Below are 18,237 nucleotides of genomic sequence, written 5' to 3' on the forward strand. Positions count from 1 at the left end.
TATTCACGGGAGAATGACGGGAGTACGAGGTAAACCGGTGCGGTTTCCCGTAACGCCCTGCAGGGAATTCCAGGAGCTACGACTCCAGATAGCGGAGCACCGCCAGGATCCGTCGGCTGTAGCCGGTCGTATGGGTCAGTTCCAGCTTGTCGAAGACGGTGTTGAGGTTCTTCTCCACCGAACTCAGCGAGATGTGCAGCTTCTGCGCGATGGCCGCGTTCGTGTGCCCCTCCGCGAGCGCCTCCAGGACCGTCCGCTCCCGGGGCGTCAGCCGCGCCAGCGGGTCCCCGTGCGTGGTCCGGATGACCAACTGCCGTACGACCTCCGGGTCGATCGCCGCACCGCCGGCGTGGATCCGTTCGAGCGCGTCGAGGAACTCCTCGACCTGCGCCACCCGGTCCTTGAGGAGATAGCCGACCCGCTCGGCATTGGATGCGAGGAGCTTGGCCGCGTAATTGCGCTCGATGTGCTGCGAAAGGACGAGCACACTGACCTCGGGCCAGCGCTCCCGGATCTCGACGGCCGCCCGCAGCCCCTCGTCCGTATGGGTCGGGGGCATCCGGATGTCGGCGACGACGATGTCCGGCCGCTGCTCCTCGACCTCCTTGAGCAGCGTCACCGCGTCACCCAGCGCCGCGAGGACCTCATGGCCCTCCTCGACGAGCAGCCTGACCAGGCCCTCTCGCAGCAGGGTCGAGTCCTCGGCCAGGATTACGCGCATGGCAGCTCCGCGGTGATGGTGGTCGGTCCCCCGAGGGGGCTGTGGATGTGCAGCACGCCGTCGAGCGCGGCCACCCGGCTGCGCAGTCCGGTCAGCCCGCTGCCGGTCTCCCTCGCGCCGCCCGTGCCGTCGTCCTCGACCCGTACGGTGAGCCGCGCCCCTTCGAGTGCCACCGCGACCGAGATCGCCGAGGCCGAGGAGTGCTTGGCCGCGTTCGTCACGGACTCCGACACCACGAAGTAGGCGGCCGTCTCGACCGGCCGGGGCAGCGGGGCGCCGACCTCGAAACGGGTCCGCAGCGGAATGCCGCACCGCTCGGCGACCCCGCCGATCGCCTCTTCGAGCCCGAGGCTGTCGAGCGCGGACGGGTACACCCGCCAGGCCACCTCGCGCAGTTCGGTCAGGACGCCCTGGGACTCCTGGTGTGCCTGGAGCAGCAGCGCGTCGGCCTGCTCGGGGTCGCGGCCCCGACGCGCCCGGCCGATCAGCATGGCGAGCGCCACCAGGCGCTGCTGGACACCGTCGTGCAGATCGCGCTCGATGCGCCGCCGCTCGGCGTCCACGGCCTCGACGACCGCGGCCCGGCTGGTGGCGAGTTCGTCGATGCGGTGCTGGAGCAGTTCCCGCTCGGAAGGACCGAAGCACTCCCGGGCGGTACGGGCGTCGAGCGCGGCCAGCGAGTACAGGCCCTGGACGTCGAGGAAGAGCAGCACGCCGCCGAGCAGGACCTGGGTGAGCAGTTCGTCCCAGCCGAGGGTGCCCCGGACCGCGCCGTGGGCGAGGAGCCCGGCCAGGACGGCGCCGAACACGAGCAGCGCGATCACCACCCCGCAGAGCAGCCCCGTGTAGCTGCGGATCGCGAGGTAGCGCAGGATCTTCCGGTCCGAGGCCTGGTAGTGCTCGGGGAAGAGATCGGCGAAGAAGGCGGAGCGCCGGGCCCGTTCGACGGTGACCAGGCGCCGGGCGCCGGCCATCAGGATCTCCAGAGCACTGGACCGGGTGCGCGGCCAGAGCAGGAACGGGCCGAGGGCCGCGCCGACGACGAGGAAGTGGAGGGCGCCGACCAGAGCGGTCGCGCAGCCGATGAGGGTCCCCAGTCCGCGCCGGGGCCAGGACGGGGTGGTGGTGCGGGTGACGGTCCCGTGTACGCCCGCGCCGTTCCCGGTGTCTGCTAAATCCCCGTCCCCGTGCACGGGGCCCGAGACTAATGCGCCCGCACAGCCCGGGCAAGATCGCCAGGGCGGTGCGGGAAGCGGTGCCGTACCGGTGGGGCGGGAGCCGAGGGTCACGAGGCGCGCCGGTGCTGGGCGGACCGGCCGAGACCGCGCAGCCGGACCGCGACGTAGGCCACGACGGCGATGACGACGCCCACCAGGACGGCCTTCGACAGGACACCGACGTAGGTCTCCACGACGTCCCACCGGTCGCCCAGCCAGTAGCCGGCCATCACGAGGACGCTGTTCCAGACGAGGCTGCCGAGGGTGGTGAGCATGATGAACAGCGGCATCGGCATCCGCTCGACACCGGCGGGCACCGAGACGAGGCTCCGGAAGATCGGCACCATCCTGCCGAGGAAGACGGCCTTGGTGCCGTGCTTGGCGAACCACTCCTCGGTACGGACCAGGTCCGAGGACTTCACCAGGGGCAGCTTCCGCCAGATCGCGTGCACCCGGTCCCGGCCGAAGAGCACCCCGATCCAGTAGAGCGCCACCGCGCCGACCACCGAGCCGAGCGTCGTCCAGAACAGCGCCGAGGCCAGGCTCAGCACGCCCTGCCCGGCGGCGAAGCCGGTCAGCGGCAGGATGACCTCGCTGGGCAGCGGCGGGAAGAGGTTCTCCAGGGCGATGGCGAGACCGGCGCCCGGGCCGCCCATGGTGTCGACGAGGCCGGCGGCCCAGCCGGCGACGCCGTCGGCGGGCTGCTGGGACTGCTGGGCGATCACCGTCGTCGTGAGGTTCATGAGCGACTCCAAGCGGGCGGGGAGGTCGGGGGCGGGCGCCCCGTTCTTCTCCGTCAAACCTAGAAATCCCTGATCAGCGCCGGTATGAGGGTTGCCGTTCAACCCGGTGGTGTTCTCCGTACCCCCGACCCTGCGGTTTTCCGCAGGGTCGGGGGTACGGTGCCCCGCCGCCGGGCTCCCCGGTGCGGGCGGAGGCTCTCCACGGACCGCCTACCCTTGGACGCATGACGAGCAGCAGCGACCGGAGCACCGCAGTGAGCGTTGACGGCACCAAGACCTATGAGATCCGCACCTACGGGTGCCAGATGAACGTCCACGACTCCGAGCGGCTCTCCGGTCTGCTGGAAGAGGCGGGTTACGTCAAGGCCCCCAAGGGCTCCGACGGAGACGCCGACGTCGTCGTCTTCAACACCTGCGCGGTCCGCGAGAACGCCGACAACAAGCTGTACGGCAACCTCGGCCGGCTCGCCCCCATGAAGACCACGCGCCCCGGCATGCAGATCGCCGTCGGCGGCTGTCTCGCCCAGAAGGACCGCGACACCATCGTCTCCAAGGCCCCCTGGGTCGACGTGGTCTTCGGCACGCACAACATCGGCAAGCTGCCCGTCCTCCTGGAGCGTGCCCGCGTGCAGGAGGAGGCGCAGATCGAGATCGCCGAGTCCCTTGAGGCGTTCCCCTCGACCCTGCCGACGCGCCGCGAGTCCGCGTACGCCGCCTGGGTCTCGATCTCCGTCGGCTGCAACAACACCTGCACCTTCTGCATCGTCCCCGCCCTGCGCGGCAAGGAGGAGGACCGTCGCCCCGGCGACATCCTCGCCGAGATCGAGGCGCTGGTCGCCGAGGGCGTCTCCGAGATCACCCTGCTCGGCCAGAACGTGAACGCGTACGGCTCCGACCTCGGTGACCGTGAGGCCTTCTCCAAGCTGCTGCGCGCCTGCGGACAGATCGACGGCCTGGAGCGGGTCCGCTTCACCTCCCCACACCCCCGCGACTTCACCGACGACGTGATCGCGGCGATGGCCGAGACGCCGAACGTCATGCCGCAGCTGCACATGCCGCTCCAGTCCGGCTCGGACTCGATCCTCCGGGCGATGCGCCGCTCCTACCGGCAGGAGCGTTTCCTCGGCATCATCGAGAAGGTCCGCGCGGCCATCCCGCACGCCGCCATCTCCACCGACATCATCGTGGGCTTCCCCGGCGAGACCGAGGAGGACTTCGAGCAGACCATGCACACGGTCCGCGAGGCCCGCTTCGCCAACGCCTTCACCTTCCAGTACTCCAAGCGTCCCGGGACCCCGGCGGCCGACATGGACGACCAGATCCCCAAGGCGGTCGTGCAGGAGCGCTACATGCGGCTCGTCGCCCTCCAGGAGGAGATCTCCTGGGAGGAGAACAAGAAGCAGGTCGGCCGCACCCTGGAGGTCATGGTCGCCGAGGGCGAGGGCCGCAAGGACGGCGCCACGGACCGCCTCTCGGGCCGCGCCCCCGACAACCGGCTCGTCCACTTCACGAAGCCGGACGAGGACGTCCGTCCCGGCGACGTCGTGACCGTCGAGATCACGTACGCCGCCCCGCACCACCTGCTCGCCGAGGGCCCCGTGGCGTCGGTGCGCCGCACCCGCGCCGGTGACGCCTGGGAGAAGCGCACCACCGCGGCCGCCGCGAAGCCGGCGGGCGTGCTGCTCGGGCTGCCGAAGATCGGGGTCCCGGAGCCGCTCCCGGCGGCCGAGGTCCCGGCCTGCGGGAGCCACTGACACCGTTCGTACCTGTGGGGGGAACGCATGGAAAGCACGGAGAAGTGGATCGTCTTCGCGCAGTACAAGTCGGGTGACTCCTGCTTCACCGAGGTGGTCTCCCGGGTGACCGGCACCCGGGAGGACGCCCGGGAACAGCTGCTCGCCGCCACCCGGGCGTACCGCGAGCCCATGCGGGAGAAGTGGCGCGAGGTGTACCGCATGCCGGGCGGCGACAGCTATCTGGTGATCGTCAAGGGCGCGGTGACGCTCTCCGAGATCACGATGGGCATCGCGGAACTGGTCCACGACTCGAAGGACGGGAAGACCGAGTAGACGCCCGGTCGGACCGGTCGGACCGGGACGCCGGAGCTGATGCCCGGTCACGCGGGGACAGCCCCGACAGATGCCCCCTCCCGGCGGAGGCGCCCGGTCGACGCTCCGGCCGACGCCCGGCCGGGCGGACGGGCCACCAGATCGCCGGGCCACCAGGTCACCGGTGTGTCAGGGAACCCGGCTGTGTGAGCCCCGCGCAGTAGGCTGCGGATCATGCTTGTCGCCGCAGCCGTCTGTCCCTGCCCGCCGCTCCTCGTGCCCGAGGTCGCGACCGGTGCCGCCCCCGAACTGGATGCCGCGCGGGTGGCCTGTACGGACGCCGTCGGGCTGCTCGCCGCCGCGCGCCCCGAACGGCTGTACGTCGTCGGTCCCGCCGCCGAGGGCGCCCACGGCGTCTTCCCGGCCGGCTCGACGGGCTCCTTCGCGGGCTTCGGAGTCGACCTCTCCGTACGGCTGGGAGGCTCCGTGACGCCGGGCGACCCCGCCGGGCACGGCGACTCCGTACCGTCGGCCGAGGGGTCGGCCGCGGGCCGGCCCCTGCCCGCCTCCCTCGCCGTCGGCGCCTGGCTCCTCGGCCGGGCGGGCTGGGCGGACGCGCCGATCGAGGGCCTGGGCGTCGACCCGACGGCCACACCCGACGTCTGCGCAGGGATCGGCCGCGGGCTCGCCGACTCGGCCGACCGGGTCGCCCTCCTCGTGCTGGGCGACGGCAGCGCCTGCCGGACGGTGAAGGCCCCCGGCTATCTCGACGAGCGGGCCGCCGGCTTCGACGCCGAGGTTGCCCGCGCGCTGGGCACCGCCGACGCGGCCGCGCTGCTCGCCCTGGAACCGGAGCTCGCATACGAGTTGAAGGCGGCCGGACGCGCCCCCTGGCAGGTTCTCGCGGGCGCCGCCGGGGGCGCGGGCCTCGACGGCCGGCTGCTCTTCGAGGACGCCCCGTACGGCGTGGGGTACTTCGTGGCCGCCTGGTCCTGAGCCCGGGAGGAGTCCCGGCTTCGGGAGGAATCCGGAACGGATCCGGAACGGATCCGGAAGGAAGCCGTAAGAGAACGGCGGACGGCCGCGGAGCGAGGTGCTCCGCGGCCGTCCGCCGTGCGGAGGGGCTGTCGGGTGACGCCGGACGTCAGGCGGTCGGCGGCGGGGTCGCGCCGCCGCTGCCGGGGGTGCCGTCGTCCTTGTGACCCATCCGGTCCAGTGCGCCCTTGGCCTTGTCCGTACCGGAATGGATCTTGTCGCTGTACTTGCCCTTGGTCTTCTCGTCGACCAGCTTCGCGGCCTTCTCGATGCCGTGGTCGATCTTGCCCCCGTGCTGCTGCGCGAGGTCGGCCACCTTGTCCTTGGCCGGGGCGAGCTTTGCCTTCAGCGAATCCAGGAGACCCATGGGGCACCTTCCCTCCGCGGACTCCCCAGGAGTCCGTGTTCCGAGTCCTGCCTACTTACGGGCGCCTTCGCCGGCCTCGTTGTCCGCGGCGGCCTCGGCCGACTGCTGCTTCGGGATCTCCACGACCTCCGCGGCGACCGCACCGGTCGCCGCCTCGCCCGCGTCGACATCGTCCACGTCGCCGCTCGCGGTCTCGACCTCGCTGCCCGCCTTCGCGGCGTCGGCCACGGCCTCCGGGGCGTCCGTCCCGGCCTCCGTGTCGCCGGCCTCCTCCGGAGCGACGGCCCCGGCCTCCTCCGGTGAGGCCGCGGCCGCATCCTTCTTCTTACGGCTAAACAATGCAAAAACGCCCATATTCACTCCATAGCGTACTCGGATGGGAGGGATTCCGTGGCGATCGACGGCCGGAACCTCGCAACAGGCAACGAAGCCGGACGAGGGCCCGTCACGTAACTCATTCGGGGACGGGCCGGGAGGTTTGCGAGACTGGGGTGGTGAGAAGCGCAGCTCCCGCCCCGCGGGTCATCGCCGTCGTCGGCCCCACAGCGGCCGGAAAGTCCGATCTGGGTGTATTCCTGGCCCAGCAGCTCGGGGGCGAGGTCGTCAACGCAGACTCGATGCAGCTCTACCGGGGGATGGACATCGGCACCGCCAAACTGACGCAGGAGGAGCGCGGTGGCGTTCCGCACCACCTCCTCGACATCTGGGAGGTGACCGAGGCCGCCAGCGTCGCCGAGTACCAGCGCCTCGCCCGCGCCGAGATCGACCGGCTGCTCGCCGCCGGCCGCACCCCCGTCCTCGTCGGCGGTTCCGGTCTGTACGTACGGGGGGCCGTCGACGCGCTCGAGTTCCCCGGCACCGACCCCGCCGTCCGGGCCCGTCTGGAGGCCGAACTGGAGGAGCGCGGCTCCGGCGTCCTGCACGCCCGGCTCACCGAAGCGGACCCCGAGGCGGCTCGCGCGATCCTGCCCAGCAACGGGCGCCGGATCGTCCGCGCCCTTGAGGTGATCGAGATCACCGGCAAGCCCTTCACCGCCAATCTGCCGGGCCCCGACTCGGTCTACGACACCGTCCAGATCGGCGTCGACGTGGCCCGCCCCGAGCTGGACGAGAGGATCACCACGCGCGTGGACCGGATGTGGGAGGCCGGTCTCGTCGAGGAGGTGCGCACCCTGGAGGCCCAGGGCCTGCGCGAGGGGCGCACCGCGGCCCGCGCCCTCGGCTACCAGCAGGTCCTCGCCGCGCTCGCCGGGGAGTGCACCGAGGACGAGGCGCGCGCCGAGACCGTGCGGGCCACCAAGCGCTTCGCCCGCCGTCAGGACTCGTGGTTCCGCCGTGACCCGCGCGTCCACTGGCTCAGCGGAGCCGCGGATCACCGGGGGGAACTCCCGGGGCAGGCGCTGTCGTTGGTCGAACGAGCGGTTACAGCCTGATCACGTGATGGCATCGGGACGCCCTGCCCGTCATTTCGGCGGTCAGGAGCGTGCCATCATCGAGCATCGATCGACCAAGTGGAGTCCGAGTGGGGAGGGCGCGTGGCGATGGAGGCCGGCCCTCGCGACAGAGAACAGCACGAATCGGCGCTCGGTGACCCGACGGGTGACACACCGGGCAGACCGACCGACGGCGACCTTCCGGTCGGCGCCTCCGGGCTGACCCCGGACGGCCCCGACGACGCGGTGGGCACCGCCGTCGAGGTGGACGCCGACGAGGTCGAGGTCGAGCTCCGTCCCCAGCGCCGGCTGAGGATCTGGCAGCTCGCCCCGATCGTGGGCCTGGCCGCCGTCGGCTCGCTGATGTTCGCGTTCCCGCTCGCCTTCGGGTCGGGGGACGGCGGCGCCGTCCTCGCCATGCTCGGACTGCTGATCAGCTTCTGCGCGGCCGGCTGGGGCATGATGGCCGCCCGCAAGGTGGGCTACACCTGGCCCGGCCTCCCGCCGCGCGGCTCGGGCGAGCGCCCGAACTGGCGTTACCTCGCGCTGTACGTGACGACGATCGCGGCCCTGGTCGCCCTCGCGGTCTGGCGCGTCGCCCGCCTGCGCTGAGCCCCGCCTGCGCTGAGCCTCGGCCGGCAGAGCGTGGCCGATCCGTGCCCGCACGGGCGGCCCCCGTACCGGCGGCCCCGTACCGGCCCCTCTGGGGGCGACCGACCGTCCCGTGGACGATCGGGCGGCCGGTCAGGGGCACCCCGTACAGTTGATCGCGTGACCAGCACGCAGACCTCACCGCTCCCCTCCCTCAGGTTCCTCAAGGGCCACGGCACCGAGAACGACTTCGTGATCGTCCCGGACGCGGAGAACGCCGTCGACCTGCCGCCGGCCTCCGTCGCGCGCCTCTGCGACCGAAGGGCCGGCATCGGCGGCGACGGCCTGCTGCACGTCGTGCGCAGCGCCGCCCACCCCGAGGCCCGGCACCTGGCCGACGAGGCCGAATGGTTCATGGACTACCGCAACGCCGACGGCTCGGTCGCCGAGATGTGCGGGAACGGGGTCCGGGTCTTCGCCCGCTACCTGGAGCACGCCGGGCACGTCACCACGGGCGAGGTCGCCATCGCCACCCGCGGCGGGATCAAGCGCGTCCACCTCGACAAGGACGGCTCCGTCACCGTCGCCATGGGGCGCGCGGTCCTTCCCGACGCCGGTGTCACCGTCACCGTCGACGGCCGCAGCTGGCCCGCGCGGAACGTGAACATGGGCAACCCGCACGCGGTCGCCTTCGTCGAGGACCTCGACCACGCGGGCAACCTGTTCACCGAGCCGCCGTACGCGCCGGCCGCGGTCTACCCGGACGGTGTGAACATCGAGTTCGTCGTCGACCGCGGCCCCCGCCACGTCGCCATGCGGGTCCACGAGCGCGGCGCCGCCGAGACGCGCTCCTGCGGCACGGGCGCGTGCGCCGTGGCCGTCGCCACCGCCCGCCGGGACGGCGCCGACCCCGCCGAGAGCGGCACCCCCGTCACGTACACCGTCGACGTGCTCGGCGGGACGCTGGTCATCACCGAGCACCCCGACGGCCGGATCGACATGACGGGCCCTGCCGTGATCGTCGCCGAGGGCACCGTCGACCCGTCCTGGCTCGGCTGAAGCCGGCCTCGGGGAACATCGGTACAGCGGTTATCGGTGAGGACGATCATGGTCGTCCAGCACAGTGATCCACTTCGCTGCTGAGGTTCGGTGAGACGCCTCCGGGCCTGGTCCGGGCCTGGCTACGGTCCGGCTCGTGCCGGTGGAATTTCTGAGTGATGAGCAGGCCGAGGCGTACGGGACGTTCGCTGAGGAGCCGACGAGGCCCGAGCTGGAGCGGTTCTTCTTCCTGGACGACGTGGACCGGGACCTGATCGCCCTGCGGCGGACGGAGCATCACCGGCTCGGGTTCGCGCTCCAGATGTGGTGTGTTAACTGCACCAGTGTCTCCGATCATGGAGCGAGATGATCTCCGCCTGCAAGGAAGAGTCTGTTGCAGGACCTGCATCGCCAGCTGATCGAGGGACGGGCCGATGTGCCGCGCGTCGGTTCGGTCGTCGAGCTGGAGTCCATACCTCGGTACACCGTTCTCGACGCTGACGGGTCTGCCGTCGCCCCCGTCGTTCCGTACCTCCGCGGCCTGATCCTGGACGACAACCGGCCGCTGACCGCCAAGAGTTACGCGTACGACCTGTTGCGCTGGTACCGGCTGCTGTGGTTCCTCGGCGTCCCCTGGGACCGGGCGACCGAGGCAGAAGCGTCCGCGTTGGTCGGATGGCTCCGGGTCGCCCCGAATCCGCAGCGCCGCTGAGGGAACCCGAACGCACCGCTGCCCGGCTCGGTGAACCCCCGCACGGGCAAGCCGTACCTGAAGGCCGGCTACGCCCCCAGCACGATCAATCACTGTCTGACCGTGGTCAGCAGCTTCTACGCCTACCACCGGCATTACGGCCGGGGCCCGCTCGTCAACCCGGTTCCGGAATCACGGGCACAGCGCCGGGCCCTCGCTCACCGGGCCCCGGACAGCGGGGTCCCTCCGGCGGGCCAGACTCCGCCAGCGGGTTCGGCGGACCGATCCCCGCTCGATTCCCGACTCGATGTGGGACGAGTTCTTCGGGGCGATGACCTGCGACCGTGACCGGGCTGCGGTCCTGCTCTACGTCTCCAGTGGCTCCCGCGCCAGCGAACTCCTCGGGGTCACCCCGGGAGACATCGACTGGGCCAAGCAACTGTTCTGGGTGATCACCAAGGGGACCGACGACCGTGAGCCGGTCCCGGCCAGCCCGCAGGCGCTGACGATCCTGGCCGCGTACCTCGACCACATCGGGCCTCAATGCCCGAGTGGAGGACCTTTTCGACGCCTTGCAGGCTCACTACAACCGCCCGCGGGTGCAACGGACCTTCGCCGCTGGTTACGACCCCGACGACGTCAAGGCGGTGTTCGGTGCCTAACCGCACGACGGTCGAGACCTATACGGTCCGCAACCGGCGCCAGAACTACGACTCGGCGCCCAATCAGACGGAGCCGAGAAGGTTCACCAGTGCCTCGCTGAAGGCGGCCCCGGCTCCCCGGCCCGCGAAGCATCCGGCCCCGTTCGGGGACCTGTCGCAGGCCAGCATCGACGACCTGTGTGAGCTGGCTCGTCACGCGTGGCCGAACCAGGGCCGCTCCCTGGTGGAGAAACGCACGGCCGGCATCCGGATGCTCTTCGGGCACCTGGAGTCGCTGTCGGGGCAGACCTGGCAGGAGCGCTGGGAGGCCAGCAGGTTCAACGCGGAGAACGCCCTCGCGGTCAATGTCCTGGGACGGCCAGGGATCGGCTACGACGGCAGCAACATGGTCTCGGCGCTGAAGATGGCGTTCGCCGCCCGGATCATTCAGATCTGACCCCGCCGGCCCTGCTGCACTACTCGCTGGAGAACAAACGTCTGGGGCTGACGCCCGGCGCAACCAAGAGAACCACGCGTTTCGCGGCCCTGGGCGCCTGGGAGATCCTGCACAGGATGGGGCACTTCCCTCCTGGAACGGCCCCGACCCTGAGGACGTTCATCTATGACGGTCAGCGAAGCGTCGAGGAACTCGTCGACCGCTACAACATCAAGAACGCCGCAGTCCGGCAGTTCCTGATCGACTACCTCGCCCGGCGCAAGGCCGACACCGACTACATCACCCTCGAAGGTCTCGCCCGTCAACTGGCCAGCCTGTTCTGGGCCGTCATCGAGGAACTCAACCCCGATCAGAAGGACCTGAACCTCAGCCAGGAGCTCTACGACCAGTGGCGGGCCGAGATCCAGTACTGGCGGAAGAACGGCAAGGCCGACCGGACCCGGCTGCGAAAAGACGCTGCCTCTGTGCTGCTGGCCGTCCGCTGCCTCTACGTCGACCTTCACAGTTGGGCCGTCGCCGAACCGGAGCGGTGGGCTCGATGGGTGGCTCCCTGCCCGATCCTGCCGCGAGATCTCAAGGGGTTCGGCAAGAGGCGTCGCGAGATCAACCGGCGGATGGCCGACCGCACCCGCGCTCGCCAGCCTCTGTTGCCAGTCCTTGTACGACACGTTGAGGACCGTTACGAGCACCTGGCGGACCTGCTGGAGGCTGCCCGTCCCGTCCCCCTTGGGCAAGCCCTTCGAGCATCAGGGGCGTCGCTACAGCCGCACAGATTCCCGCGAGGACCGCCGCCGGGCCAAGACCCTGGCCGAGCCGTCCGTCCGGATCATCGACCACAGCACCGGCGAGATGATCAACGTGACCATGGCGGAGGAATCCGCGTTCTGGGAGTGGGTGGCCGTTGAGATCCTGCGGCACAGCGGCATCCGGGTCGAAGAGCTCGTTGAACTCACCCACCTCAGCATCCGCCAATACGAACGGCCCAACGGCGAGGTCATCGCTCTCCTGGTCGTCGCCCCGTCGAAGAGTGAACGCGAGCGGGTCATCCCGATGTCCGCCGAGCTGTTCCATGCCATCGCGCAGATCATCCGCCGCCAGACCCGCAACGGCCAGGCCATTCCCCTCGTGACCCGCTACGACTCGCACGAGAAGCTCTGGTCAGAACCCATGCCGGTTCTGTTCCAGCGTCAGCTGGGGACGGTCCGCAACGTCATCGCCCCGCACACGATCCTCAACATGCTCGCGCGCAGCTGCGAGGAGATAGCCGAGAGCACCCCGGCATTCGCCGGCACCAAGTTCACACCGCACGACTTCCGCAGGCTCTTCGCGACCGAGATCGTCAACGGCGGCCTCGCCATCCACATCGGTGCCGCCCTCCTCGGACACCTGAATCTCCAAACGACACAGGGTTACGTCGCGGTCTTCGCCGAGGACATCGTCAAGCACTACCAGGAGTTCCTGAACCACCGCCGAGACCTGCGTCCCGAGCACGAGTACGGCGATGTCACCCCTGAGGAGTGGGCGGAGTTCGAGGAGCACTTCGACAAACGCAAGGTCGAACTCGGCAACTGCGCTCGTCCCTATGGATCACCCTGTCAGCATGAACACGCTTGCGTACGATGCCCGATGCTGCAGGTCAGCCCGAAGATGCTGCCGAGGCTCGCAGAGATCGAGAAGGACCTGATCCTCCGTCGCAAGCGAGCCGAGGAGGAGCAGTGGCTCGGTGAGATCGAGGGCATCGACCTGACCCTGACCTTCGTCCGCACCAAGCAGACCGACGCGGCCCGCCTCACGCGCCGAACCCCCGTCGCCCTCGGCATCCCAACCGTCCCATCCCCGAACAGATGACGCCCAGGGGCGGACGCCGGCTGTGACACTTCCGAAAGACGGAGGCCACGTCGTGAGTGAATAGGGGGCATGCTCTTCGACTTCACGCACGACCACGACGGTGAACGGCTCAGCGGTGTGTACGGCGGTGATCCTTCCGGGGTCACCGCCGTGGTGCTGCATGGCGCGGGCAACAGCAGCATGGAGCGCCTGCTCCCGCTGGTACAGGAGTTCGTGGCCCACGGCTGCCGAGGGCTCGCCTTCGACTTCTCCGGGCACGGCGAAAGCACAGGAAAGCTCAGTGAGTTAAGCCTGCGGCGACGGTGCGAGCAGGCCGTCTCGGTGATCGACGCGTATGGCGGGGCAGAGGGGCCGCTGGTCCTGGTGGGTTTCAGCATGAGCGGGCAGACGGTGGCGGATCTCGTCGCCCACTACGGGGATCGGGTGACGGCGCTGGGGCTGTGCGCGCCCGCCGTGTATACCGCCGAGGCGTGGGACGTGCCCTTCGAGGACGGGGACGGCCGGTTCAGCGGGATCATCCGGCGGCCGGACAGCTGGCGTGAGGCGCCCGCGCTTCAGGTGCTGCGGGCGTACGAGGGCCGGGCGGTGCTCGCCGTGCCGGGCACGGACGCGGTGATCCCGGCCGCGGTGACCGAGGCTGTACAGGACGCGCTGGCCGCCCGCGCCCAGTACACGCGGTTCGACCTTCCGGACGCACAGCACCAGCTGGGAATGTGGTTCCGCGATCACGGCGACGACCGGCGGGAGTTCGTTGAGGCGGTCCTGACGGGCCTCGACGACCACGGCTGGACGGCCACGCGAGCGTGGGTGGCCAAGCAGCTCGGCAACGGCCGCAAGGTCACCCGCTTGCGCCTTCTGTCGGGTGGTTGGAGCTCCCAGATGCGCCGACTCACGCTCGACGACGGCACGGCCCTGGTGCAACGGACTTTCGTAAAGCCGTTCTTCCGCCACCACGGGCCCGGGCTGCTGGCCCGCGAGGCGTCCGTCCTGACGCTGCTCACCGGGCAGGAGAGCATCTCGGCGCCCGATTTCGTCGCCGTGGACGCCACGGCCGAACACTGCGACCACCCGACCCTGTTGATGTCCGCGCTGCCCGGCCGCGTCCGCGTGGACGAGGACGACCTCGACCGGCGCCTGGACCTGCTCGCGGCCCAGCTCGTCAGCATCCACAGCGTCGTACCGGACGAAAGACCGCGCACGTACCAGGCGTGGACGTCCCCGGAACGCGTCCGCACCCCGGACGGCCCCCTGTGGGAGCGGGCAGTCGACGTGATCCGCCGCGACCCGCCTCCGTACGACGGGTGCTTCCTGCACCGCGATTTCCACCCCGGGAACGTGCTCTTCACGGGAGCCGGTCCCAAGCTGCGGATCACCGGTGTCGTGGACTGGGTCGAGACCTCGTGGGGCCCCGCCGACCTCGACGTGGCGCACTGCTCGACCGCGCTCGCGCTGCTGCACGGGCCGGTGTACGGGCTGGACTTCCGCGAGCGGTACGAGGCACACGGCGGCCGCAGCCTCGCCGACAACCCCGACCACCTGTACTGGCGGCTGCTCGACGCCCTGCACTACTGCCCCGACGCGGCGAAACTGGCCGGACCGTGGCGTGAACTGGGTCGGGACGATCTGACGACCGAGGTGCTGGCAGAACGGCTGGAGGCGTATGTGGACGGACTGCTCCAGCGATACGGCTGACCGACCGTGGATCACTCGTCCGACACCGACCTGAGGAGACGTGCGCATTGGCCGCCGTGGTGCTCGTTCATGGCCTGTATCACCGTCCCGCACACTTCGCCCTGGTGGCAGAACCCTTGCGGACCGCAGGAACCGAGGTCGTCGTTCCCGAACTCCACAAGGGCTCATTGTCGGCTGACACAGCCGTGGTCCAGGCCGTCATCGACTCGCTACCGGAGCCTCCGATTGTGCTTGGTCACTCCTACGGCGGGTCAGTGATCACTGGGCTGCGCGGGGCGGGACACCTGGTCTATCTGGCGGCCTTCGTGCCGGATGTCGGCGAGAGCGCGGCCACTCTGGGTGGCGCGTCCCCGCAGCTCCAAGACGCGATCAACCCTGAGCCCGACGGCTCGACCAGCCTGTACCCCGACCGGGCTGCCGACACTCTCTACAGCGACTGTCCCGAACCTCTCGCCGCCTGTGCGGTTGGCCTCCTGCGTACGCAAGCCTCCGGCTGCGGGCGAGGCATCCCAGAGCGCCACAGCTGGAAGCACGCTCCCTCCACCTACATCGTCTGCACGCAGGACCGGGCCATCGACCCGGTCCTGCAGCGGAAGATGGCCTTGCGCTGCACCTACGTGCGCGAGTGGCAGACGGGCCACTCCCCATTCGTAGGACAGCCCGATCTCATCGTCGAACTCCTGCAGGAACTGCTCGCCGCCAACACCTCGCGCCAGCCAGATGATGGAGTCACGACCGCTCGTTGATATCTCAGGTGCAGACAGCTGCGCGATCAAGCGGTGGACTTGGCCGCGATCCCTCGCCTGCCAGGCCTCCGCCTTCAAAACTCGCCCGGCTTGACTTAGTGCAGAGAAGCACGGTGCGGTACGTAGGCCTGTTCCTGGAGGACCCGCTCGCGGTGCCGTGGCCAGTGATCGAGCACCTGGCCGTGCAGCTCGGCATCGAGGACCCGTCGGTGGTCAAGCGGTACACCGAGCGGCGCCAGACGCTGTACGACCACGCGTGGGAGATCCGGGACGCCTACGGCTACCACCCCTACGGGGACGCTGAGTGGGGCCGGCGGTTCCGTACGTTCCTGCACGGGCGGGCATGGACGCACGCTGAGGGCCCGAAGGCGCTTTTCGACCACGCGGTGGGCTGGCTGCGCCGTCACCGGGTCCTGCTGCCCGGGGTGTCCGTGCCGGCCCGGCAGGTGTCGGAGGCGCGGACGGTCGTGGAGAAGCGGTTGCACGCCACCGTCGCGGGCGCTGCCCGCCGCGCGGACCCGGCGCTGCCCGGGGATCTGGTGGCGACGCTGAAGGCGCCGGAGGGCTCGCGGTTCTCGGAGCTGGAGCGGCTGCGCCGGCCGCCGACGCGGACGACGGGCACGGCGTTCGCCCGCGCGCTGGAGCGGATGGACGAGATCGGCGCGTACCGGCTCGGCAGGCTGAGGCTGTCGCAGATCCCGCCGAACCGGATGGCGGCGCTGGCCCGGTACGCGCTGGGGTCGAAGGCGCCGCTGCTGGAGCGGGCGGCGGAACCGAAGCGCACGGCGATGCTCACCGCGGTGATGCGGCACCTGGAGGCGAAGGCAATCGATGAGGCCCTGGACCTGTTCCAGGTCCTGATGGCCACCCGCCTGCTGAACACGGCGAAGCGCAAGACGGAGAAGGAGCGGCTGTCGACGCTGCTGCAGTTGGAGAAGGCGTCACGGGTGCTCGCGCGGGCGGCGAAGGTGCCGTTCGAGGAGCTGGAGCTGTCCGAGGAGCAGGAGGCGGACCTGGACGTGGCCGCGCTGTGGGCGGCGGTGGAGGAAGTCGCCCCGCGCGCCGCCGTGATGACCGCAGCGGCCACGGTGGTCTCGCTGGTGCCCGAGGACGAGAACTCGGCCGAGGTCGCCATGCGGGCCGCGCTCGCGACCCGTACGCCACGGTGCGCCCGTTCCTCGCGTTGCTGGGTGAGTCGAAGGCGCTGGACGCGGCGAGCGCGGGCAAGCGGGTCCTGGCCGGGGTGCGCGGCCTGTCGGCGTTGGCGCGGCGGAAGGTGGGGGTCAAGCCGCTGCTGCCGCGCGAGGTGGACGACAAGTTCGTGCCGCCCGCGTGGCGCAAGGCGGTGTATGCCAACCCCGGTCTGCCGCAGGGCGCGGTGGACCGGGACGCGTACGTGGTGTGCGTGCTGGAGCAGCTGCACCGGGCCCTGAACAACCGCGACGTCTTCGCCTCGCCCTCGCACCGCTGGTCCAACCCGCGGGCCCGCCTGCTGGACGGGCCCGACTGGGACGCGGTCGACAAGACACCCCCTAGCGGCCCTGAGCCTGGACATGCCCGTGGAGGAGCACCTGGCGGAGCTGGTGCGCGGCCTGGACGCCGGGTGGAAGCAGCTCGCCGAACGCCTTCAGGAGGCGGGACCGGCGGCGAAGGTCTCCATCGAGGTGCAGGACGACGGGCGGGTGAAGCTGAATGTCGACAAGCTCGGCGCGCTCGGCGAGCCGAAGTCCCTGACCTGGCTGCGCCAGCGGGTCGAGAAGATGCTCCCGAAGATCGACCTGCCGGACCTTTTGTTCGAGGTGAACGCCTGGACCGGGTTCCTCGACTCCTTCGTCCACCTCGGCGACGGCACCACCCGGATGAAGGACCTGCCCACCTCGGTGGTCGCGCTGCTGGTGTCGGAGGCGTGCAACATCGGCCTGGCCCCGGTGGTGAACCCCGGCTACGAGGCCCTGACCCGGGCCCGGCTCGTGCACGTCGACCAGTACTACCTGCGCGCCGACACGGTCACCGCGGCGAACGCGCGGCTGATCGCCGCCCAGGCCGGCATCCCGATCGTGCGTTACTGGGGCGACGGGCTGCTCGCCTCCGTGGACGGGCTGCGCTTCCAGGTGCCGGTGCGCACCATCAACGCCGCCCCGTCGCCGAAGTACTTCGGGTTCAAGCGGGGCATCACCTGGCTCAACGCCGTCAACGACCAGGTCGCGGGCATCGGGCAGATGGTCGTCCCCGGCACCCCGCGCGACTCCCTGCACATCCTGGATGCGCTGCTGAACCCGGACGGCGGGGTGAAGCCGGAGATGGTGGCGACCGACAACGCCTCGTACTCCGGCATGGTGTTCGGCCTGTTCAAGATTCTGGGCTACAACTTCAGCCCGCGGTTCCGCGACCTGGACGACCAGCGGTTCTGGCGGGCCACGATGCCCGGCGTCGAGGCGGGAACATACGGCGCGGTGGAGGACCTGGCGCGCAACCGCGTGAACCTGAACAAGGTGATCACGCAGTGGCCGGACATGCTGAAGCTCGCGGGTTCCCTGGTCACCAACCAGGTCCGCCCCGGTGGACGACACCTACTGCCGTCAGATGAACCGGCAGCTCACCGTGCAGGAGTCCCGCCACAAGCTGGCCCGGGACGTGTGCCACGGTAAGCGCGGCACCATCCACCAGGCATACCGAGACGGGATGGAGGACCAGCTCGGCGCGCTCGGTCTGGTCCTCAACGCGATTGTCCTGTGGACGACGAAGTACATCGACGCAGCCGTCGCTCAGCTCCGGGCCGGGGGCCACGAGATCCGCGACGAGGACGTCGCCCGACTGTCCCCGCTCAAGCACCGCAACTTGAATGTGCTCGGCCGCTACAGCTTCACCGCCGGCGTCCCGGACGCCGGCGCCCTGCGCCCGCTGCGCGACCCAGACGCACTGGAGCTGGACGAGGACGACGACGGAGGCGGGCAGGACTAGGAGACCTG

Annotated in this window: 18 protein-coding genes and 1 pseudogene; 13 read left to right on the plus strand and 6 right to left on the minus strand. The window is 70.3% G+C overall.

What is annotated here, in order from left to right:
- Positions 1 to 76 precede the first annotated feature (76 nt).
- The 3 genes from OG514_RS22345 to OG514_RS22355 all read right to left on the minus strand — a co-directional run bounded on the left by OG514_RS22345 (position 77) and on the right by OG514_RS22355 (position 2,681).
- On the minus strand, positions 77 to 721 hold the full coding sequence (locus OG514_RS22345; protein WP_266897430.1) for a response regulator transcription factor: 645 nt from the start codon (positions 719 to 721) through the stop codon (positions 77 to 79).
- The gene (locus OG514_RS22350; RefSeq protein ID WP_323181580.1) at positions 712 to 1,914 is read right to left on the minus strand and encodes a histidine kinase; all 1,203 of its coding nucleotides are present in this window, start codon (positions 1,912 to 1,914) and stop codon (positions 712 to 714) included. Before OG514_RS22350 ends, OG514_RS22345 begins: the two co-directional genes overlap by 10 nt.
- Positions 1,915 to 2,006: 92 nt before the next feature.
- A complete protein-coding gene (locus tag OG514_RS22355) occupies positions 2,007 to 2,681 on the minus strand; it encodes a DedA family protein (protein WP_266900926.1) in 675 nt (224 codons plus the stop codon).
- 224 nt (positions 2,682 to 2,905) lie between these two features.
- On the opposite strand from OG514_RS22355, the gene miaB reads away from it, so the two are divergent.
- The 3 genes from miaB to OG514_RS22370 all read left to right on the plus strand — a co-directional run bounded on the left by miaB (position 2,906) and on the right by OG514_RS22370 (position 5,725).
- Positions 2,906 to 4,435, plus strand: a complete 1,530-nt coding sequence (miaB, locus tag OG514_RS22360; protein WP_266897432.1) for a tRNA (N6-isopentenyl adenosine(37)-C2)-methylthiotransferase MiaB — start codon at positions 2,906 to 2,908, stop codon at positions 4,433 to 4,435.
- Between the two features lie 27 nt (positions 4,436 to 4,462).
- Positions 4,463 to 4,750 carry a hypothetical protein gene (locus OG514_RS22365; RefSeq protein ID WP_266897434.1) on the plus strand — a complete coding sequence of 96 codons (288 nt, stop codon included), beginning with the start codon at positions 4,463 to 4,465 and terminating at the stop codon, positions 4,748 to 4,750.
- A gap of 213 nt (positions 4,751 to 4,963) precedes the next feature.
- Positions 4,964 to 5,725, plus strand: coding sequence for a class III extradiol dioxygenase subunit B-like domain-containing protein (locus OG514_RS22370; RefSeq protein WP_266897436.1), 762 nt, complete (start codon positions 4,964 to 4,966; stop codon positions 5,723 to 5,725).
- A gap of 148 nt (positions 5,726 to 5,873) precedes the next feature.
- Here OG514_RS22370 and OG514_RS22375 read toward each other — a convergent pair whose 3' ends face one another.
- On the minus strand, positions 5,874 to 6,131 hold the full coding sequence (locus tag OG514_RS22375; protein ID WP_266897438.1) for an antitoxin: 258 nt from the start codon (positions 6,129 to 6,131) through the stop codon (positions 5,874 to 5,876).
- 51 nt (positions 6,132 to 6,182) lie between these two features.
- Positions 6,183 to 6,485, minus strand: coding sequence for a hypothetical protein (locus tag OG514_RS22380; RefSeq protein WP_266897440.1), 303 nt, complete (start codon positions 6,483 to 6,485; stop codon positions 6,183 to 6,185).
- Between the two features lie 140 nt (positions 6,486 to 6,625).
- Here OG514_RS22380 and miaA point away from each other — a divergent pair, with 140 nt between their 5' ends.
- The 6 genes from miaA (at position 6,626) to OG514_RS22410 (ending at position 10,982) form a co-directional block, all read left to right on the plus strand.
- Entirely contained in the window at positions 6,626 to 7,564 is a 939-nt protein-coding gene (miaA, locus tag OG514_RS22385) for a tRNA (adenosine(37)-N6)-dimethylallyltransferase MiaA (RefSeq protein ID WP_266897442.1), read from the plus strand.
- A 108-nt stretch (positions 7,565 to 7,672) separates the two neighbouring features.
- The gene (locus OG514_RS22390; RefSeq protein WP_266900927.1) at positions 7,673 to 8,176 is read left to right on the plus strand and encodes a hypothetical protein; all 504 of its coding nucleotides are present in this window, start codon (positions 7,673 to 7,675) and stop codon (positions 8,174 to 8,176) included.
- Between the two features lie 159 nt (positions 8,177 to 8,335).
- A complete protein-coding gene (gene dapF / locus OG514_RS22395; RefSeq protein ID WP_266897444.1) occupies positions 8,336 to 9,214 on the plus strand; it encodes a diaminopimelate epimerase in 879 nt (292 codons plus the stop codon).
- Between the two features lie 136 nt (positions 9,215 to 9,350).
- A complete protein-coding gene (locus OG514_RS22400) occupies positions 9,351 to 9,563 on the plus strand; it encodes a DUF4158 domain-containing protein (RefSeq protein ID WP_266897446.1) in 213 nt (70 codons plus the stop codon).
- Between the two features lie 24 nt (positions 9,564 to 9,587).
- Entirely contained in the window at positions 9,588 to 9,905 is a 318-nt protein-coding gene (locus OG514_RS22405; RefSeq protein ID WP_266897448.1) for a hypothetical protein, read from the plus strand.
- 633 nt (positions 9,906 to 10,538) lie between these two features.
- A complete protein-coding gene (locus OG514_RS22410) occupies positions 10,539 to 10,982 on the plus strand; it encodes a hypothetical protein (RefSeq protein WP_266897450.1) in 444 nt (147 codons plus the stop codon).
- Here the strand turns inward: OG514_RS22410 and OG514_RS22415 are convergent.
- Positions 10,973 to 11,716: a hypothetical protein gene (locus OG514_RS22415; RefSeq protein ID WP_266897452.1), complete on the minus strand. Its 744-nt coding sequence runs from the start codon at positions 11,714 to 11,716 to the stop codon at positions 10,973 to 10,975. The two genes, OG514_RS22410 and OG514_RS22415, sit on opposite strands and share 10 nt — an antisense overlap.
- Between OG514_RS22415 and OG514_RS22420 the strand changes: the two genes are divergently transcribed.
- The 4 genes and pseudogenes from OG514_RS22420 to OG514_RS39465 all read left to right on the plus strand — a co-directional run.
- The gene (locus OG514_RS22420; protein WP_266897454.1) at positions 11,709 to 12,830 is read left to right on the plus strand and encodes a site-specific integrase; all 1,122 of its coding nucleotides are present in this window, start codon (positions 11,709 to 11,711) and stop codon (positions 12,828 to 12,830) included. The genes OG514_RS22415 and OG514_RS22420 overlap by 8 nt on opposite strands.
- Before the next feature lie 69 nt (positions 12,831 to 12,899).
- Complete coding sequence (locus OG514_RS22425) at positions 12,900 to 14,522, plus strand: alpha/beta fold hydrolase (protein ID WP_266897456.1); 1,623 nt, start codon at positions 12,900 to 12,902, stop codon at positions 14,520 to 14,522.
- Positions 14,523 to 14,569: 47 nt separating this feature from the next.
- Complete coding sequence (locus tag OG514_RS22430; RefSeq protein ID WP_266897458.1) at positions 14,570 to 15,268, plus strand: alpha/beta hydrolase; 699 nt, start codon at positions 14,570 to 14,572, stop codon at positions 15,266 to 15,268.
- Between the two features lie 110 nt (positions 15,269 to 15,378).
- Positions 15,379 to 18,229: pseudogene (locus tag OG514_RS39465) on the plus strand (Tn3 family transposase); the annotation flags it as partial.
- Positions 18,230 to 18,237: the final 8 nt, after the last annotated feature.

Source organism: Streptomyces sp. NBC_00572 (assembly GCF_026341815.1).
Taxonomy (GTDB): domain Bacteria; phylum Actinomycetota; class Actinomycetes; order Streptomycetales; family Streptomycetaceae; genus Streptomyces.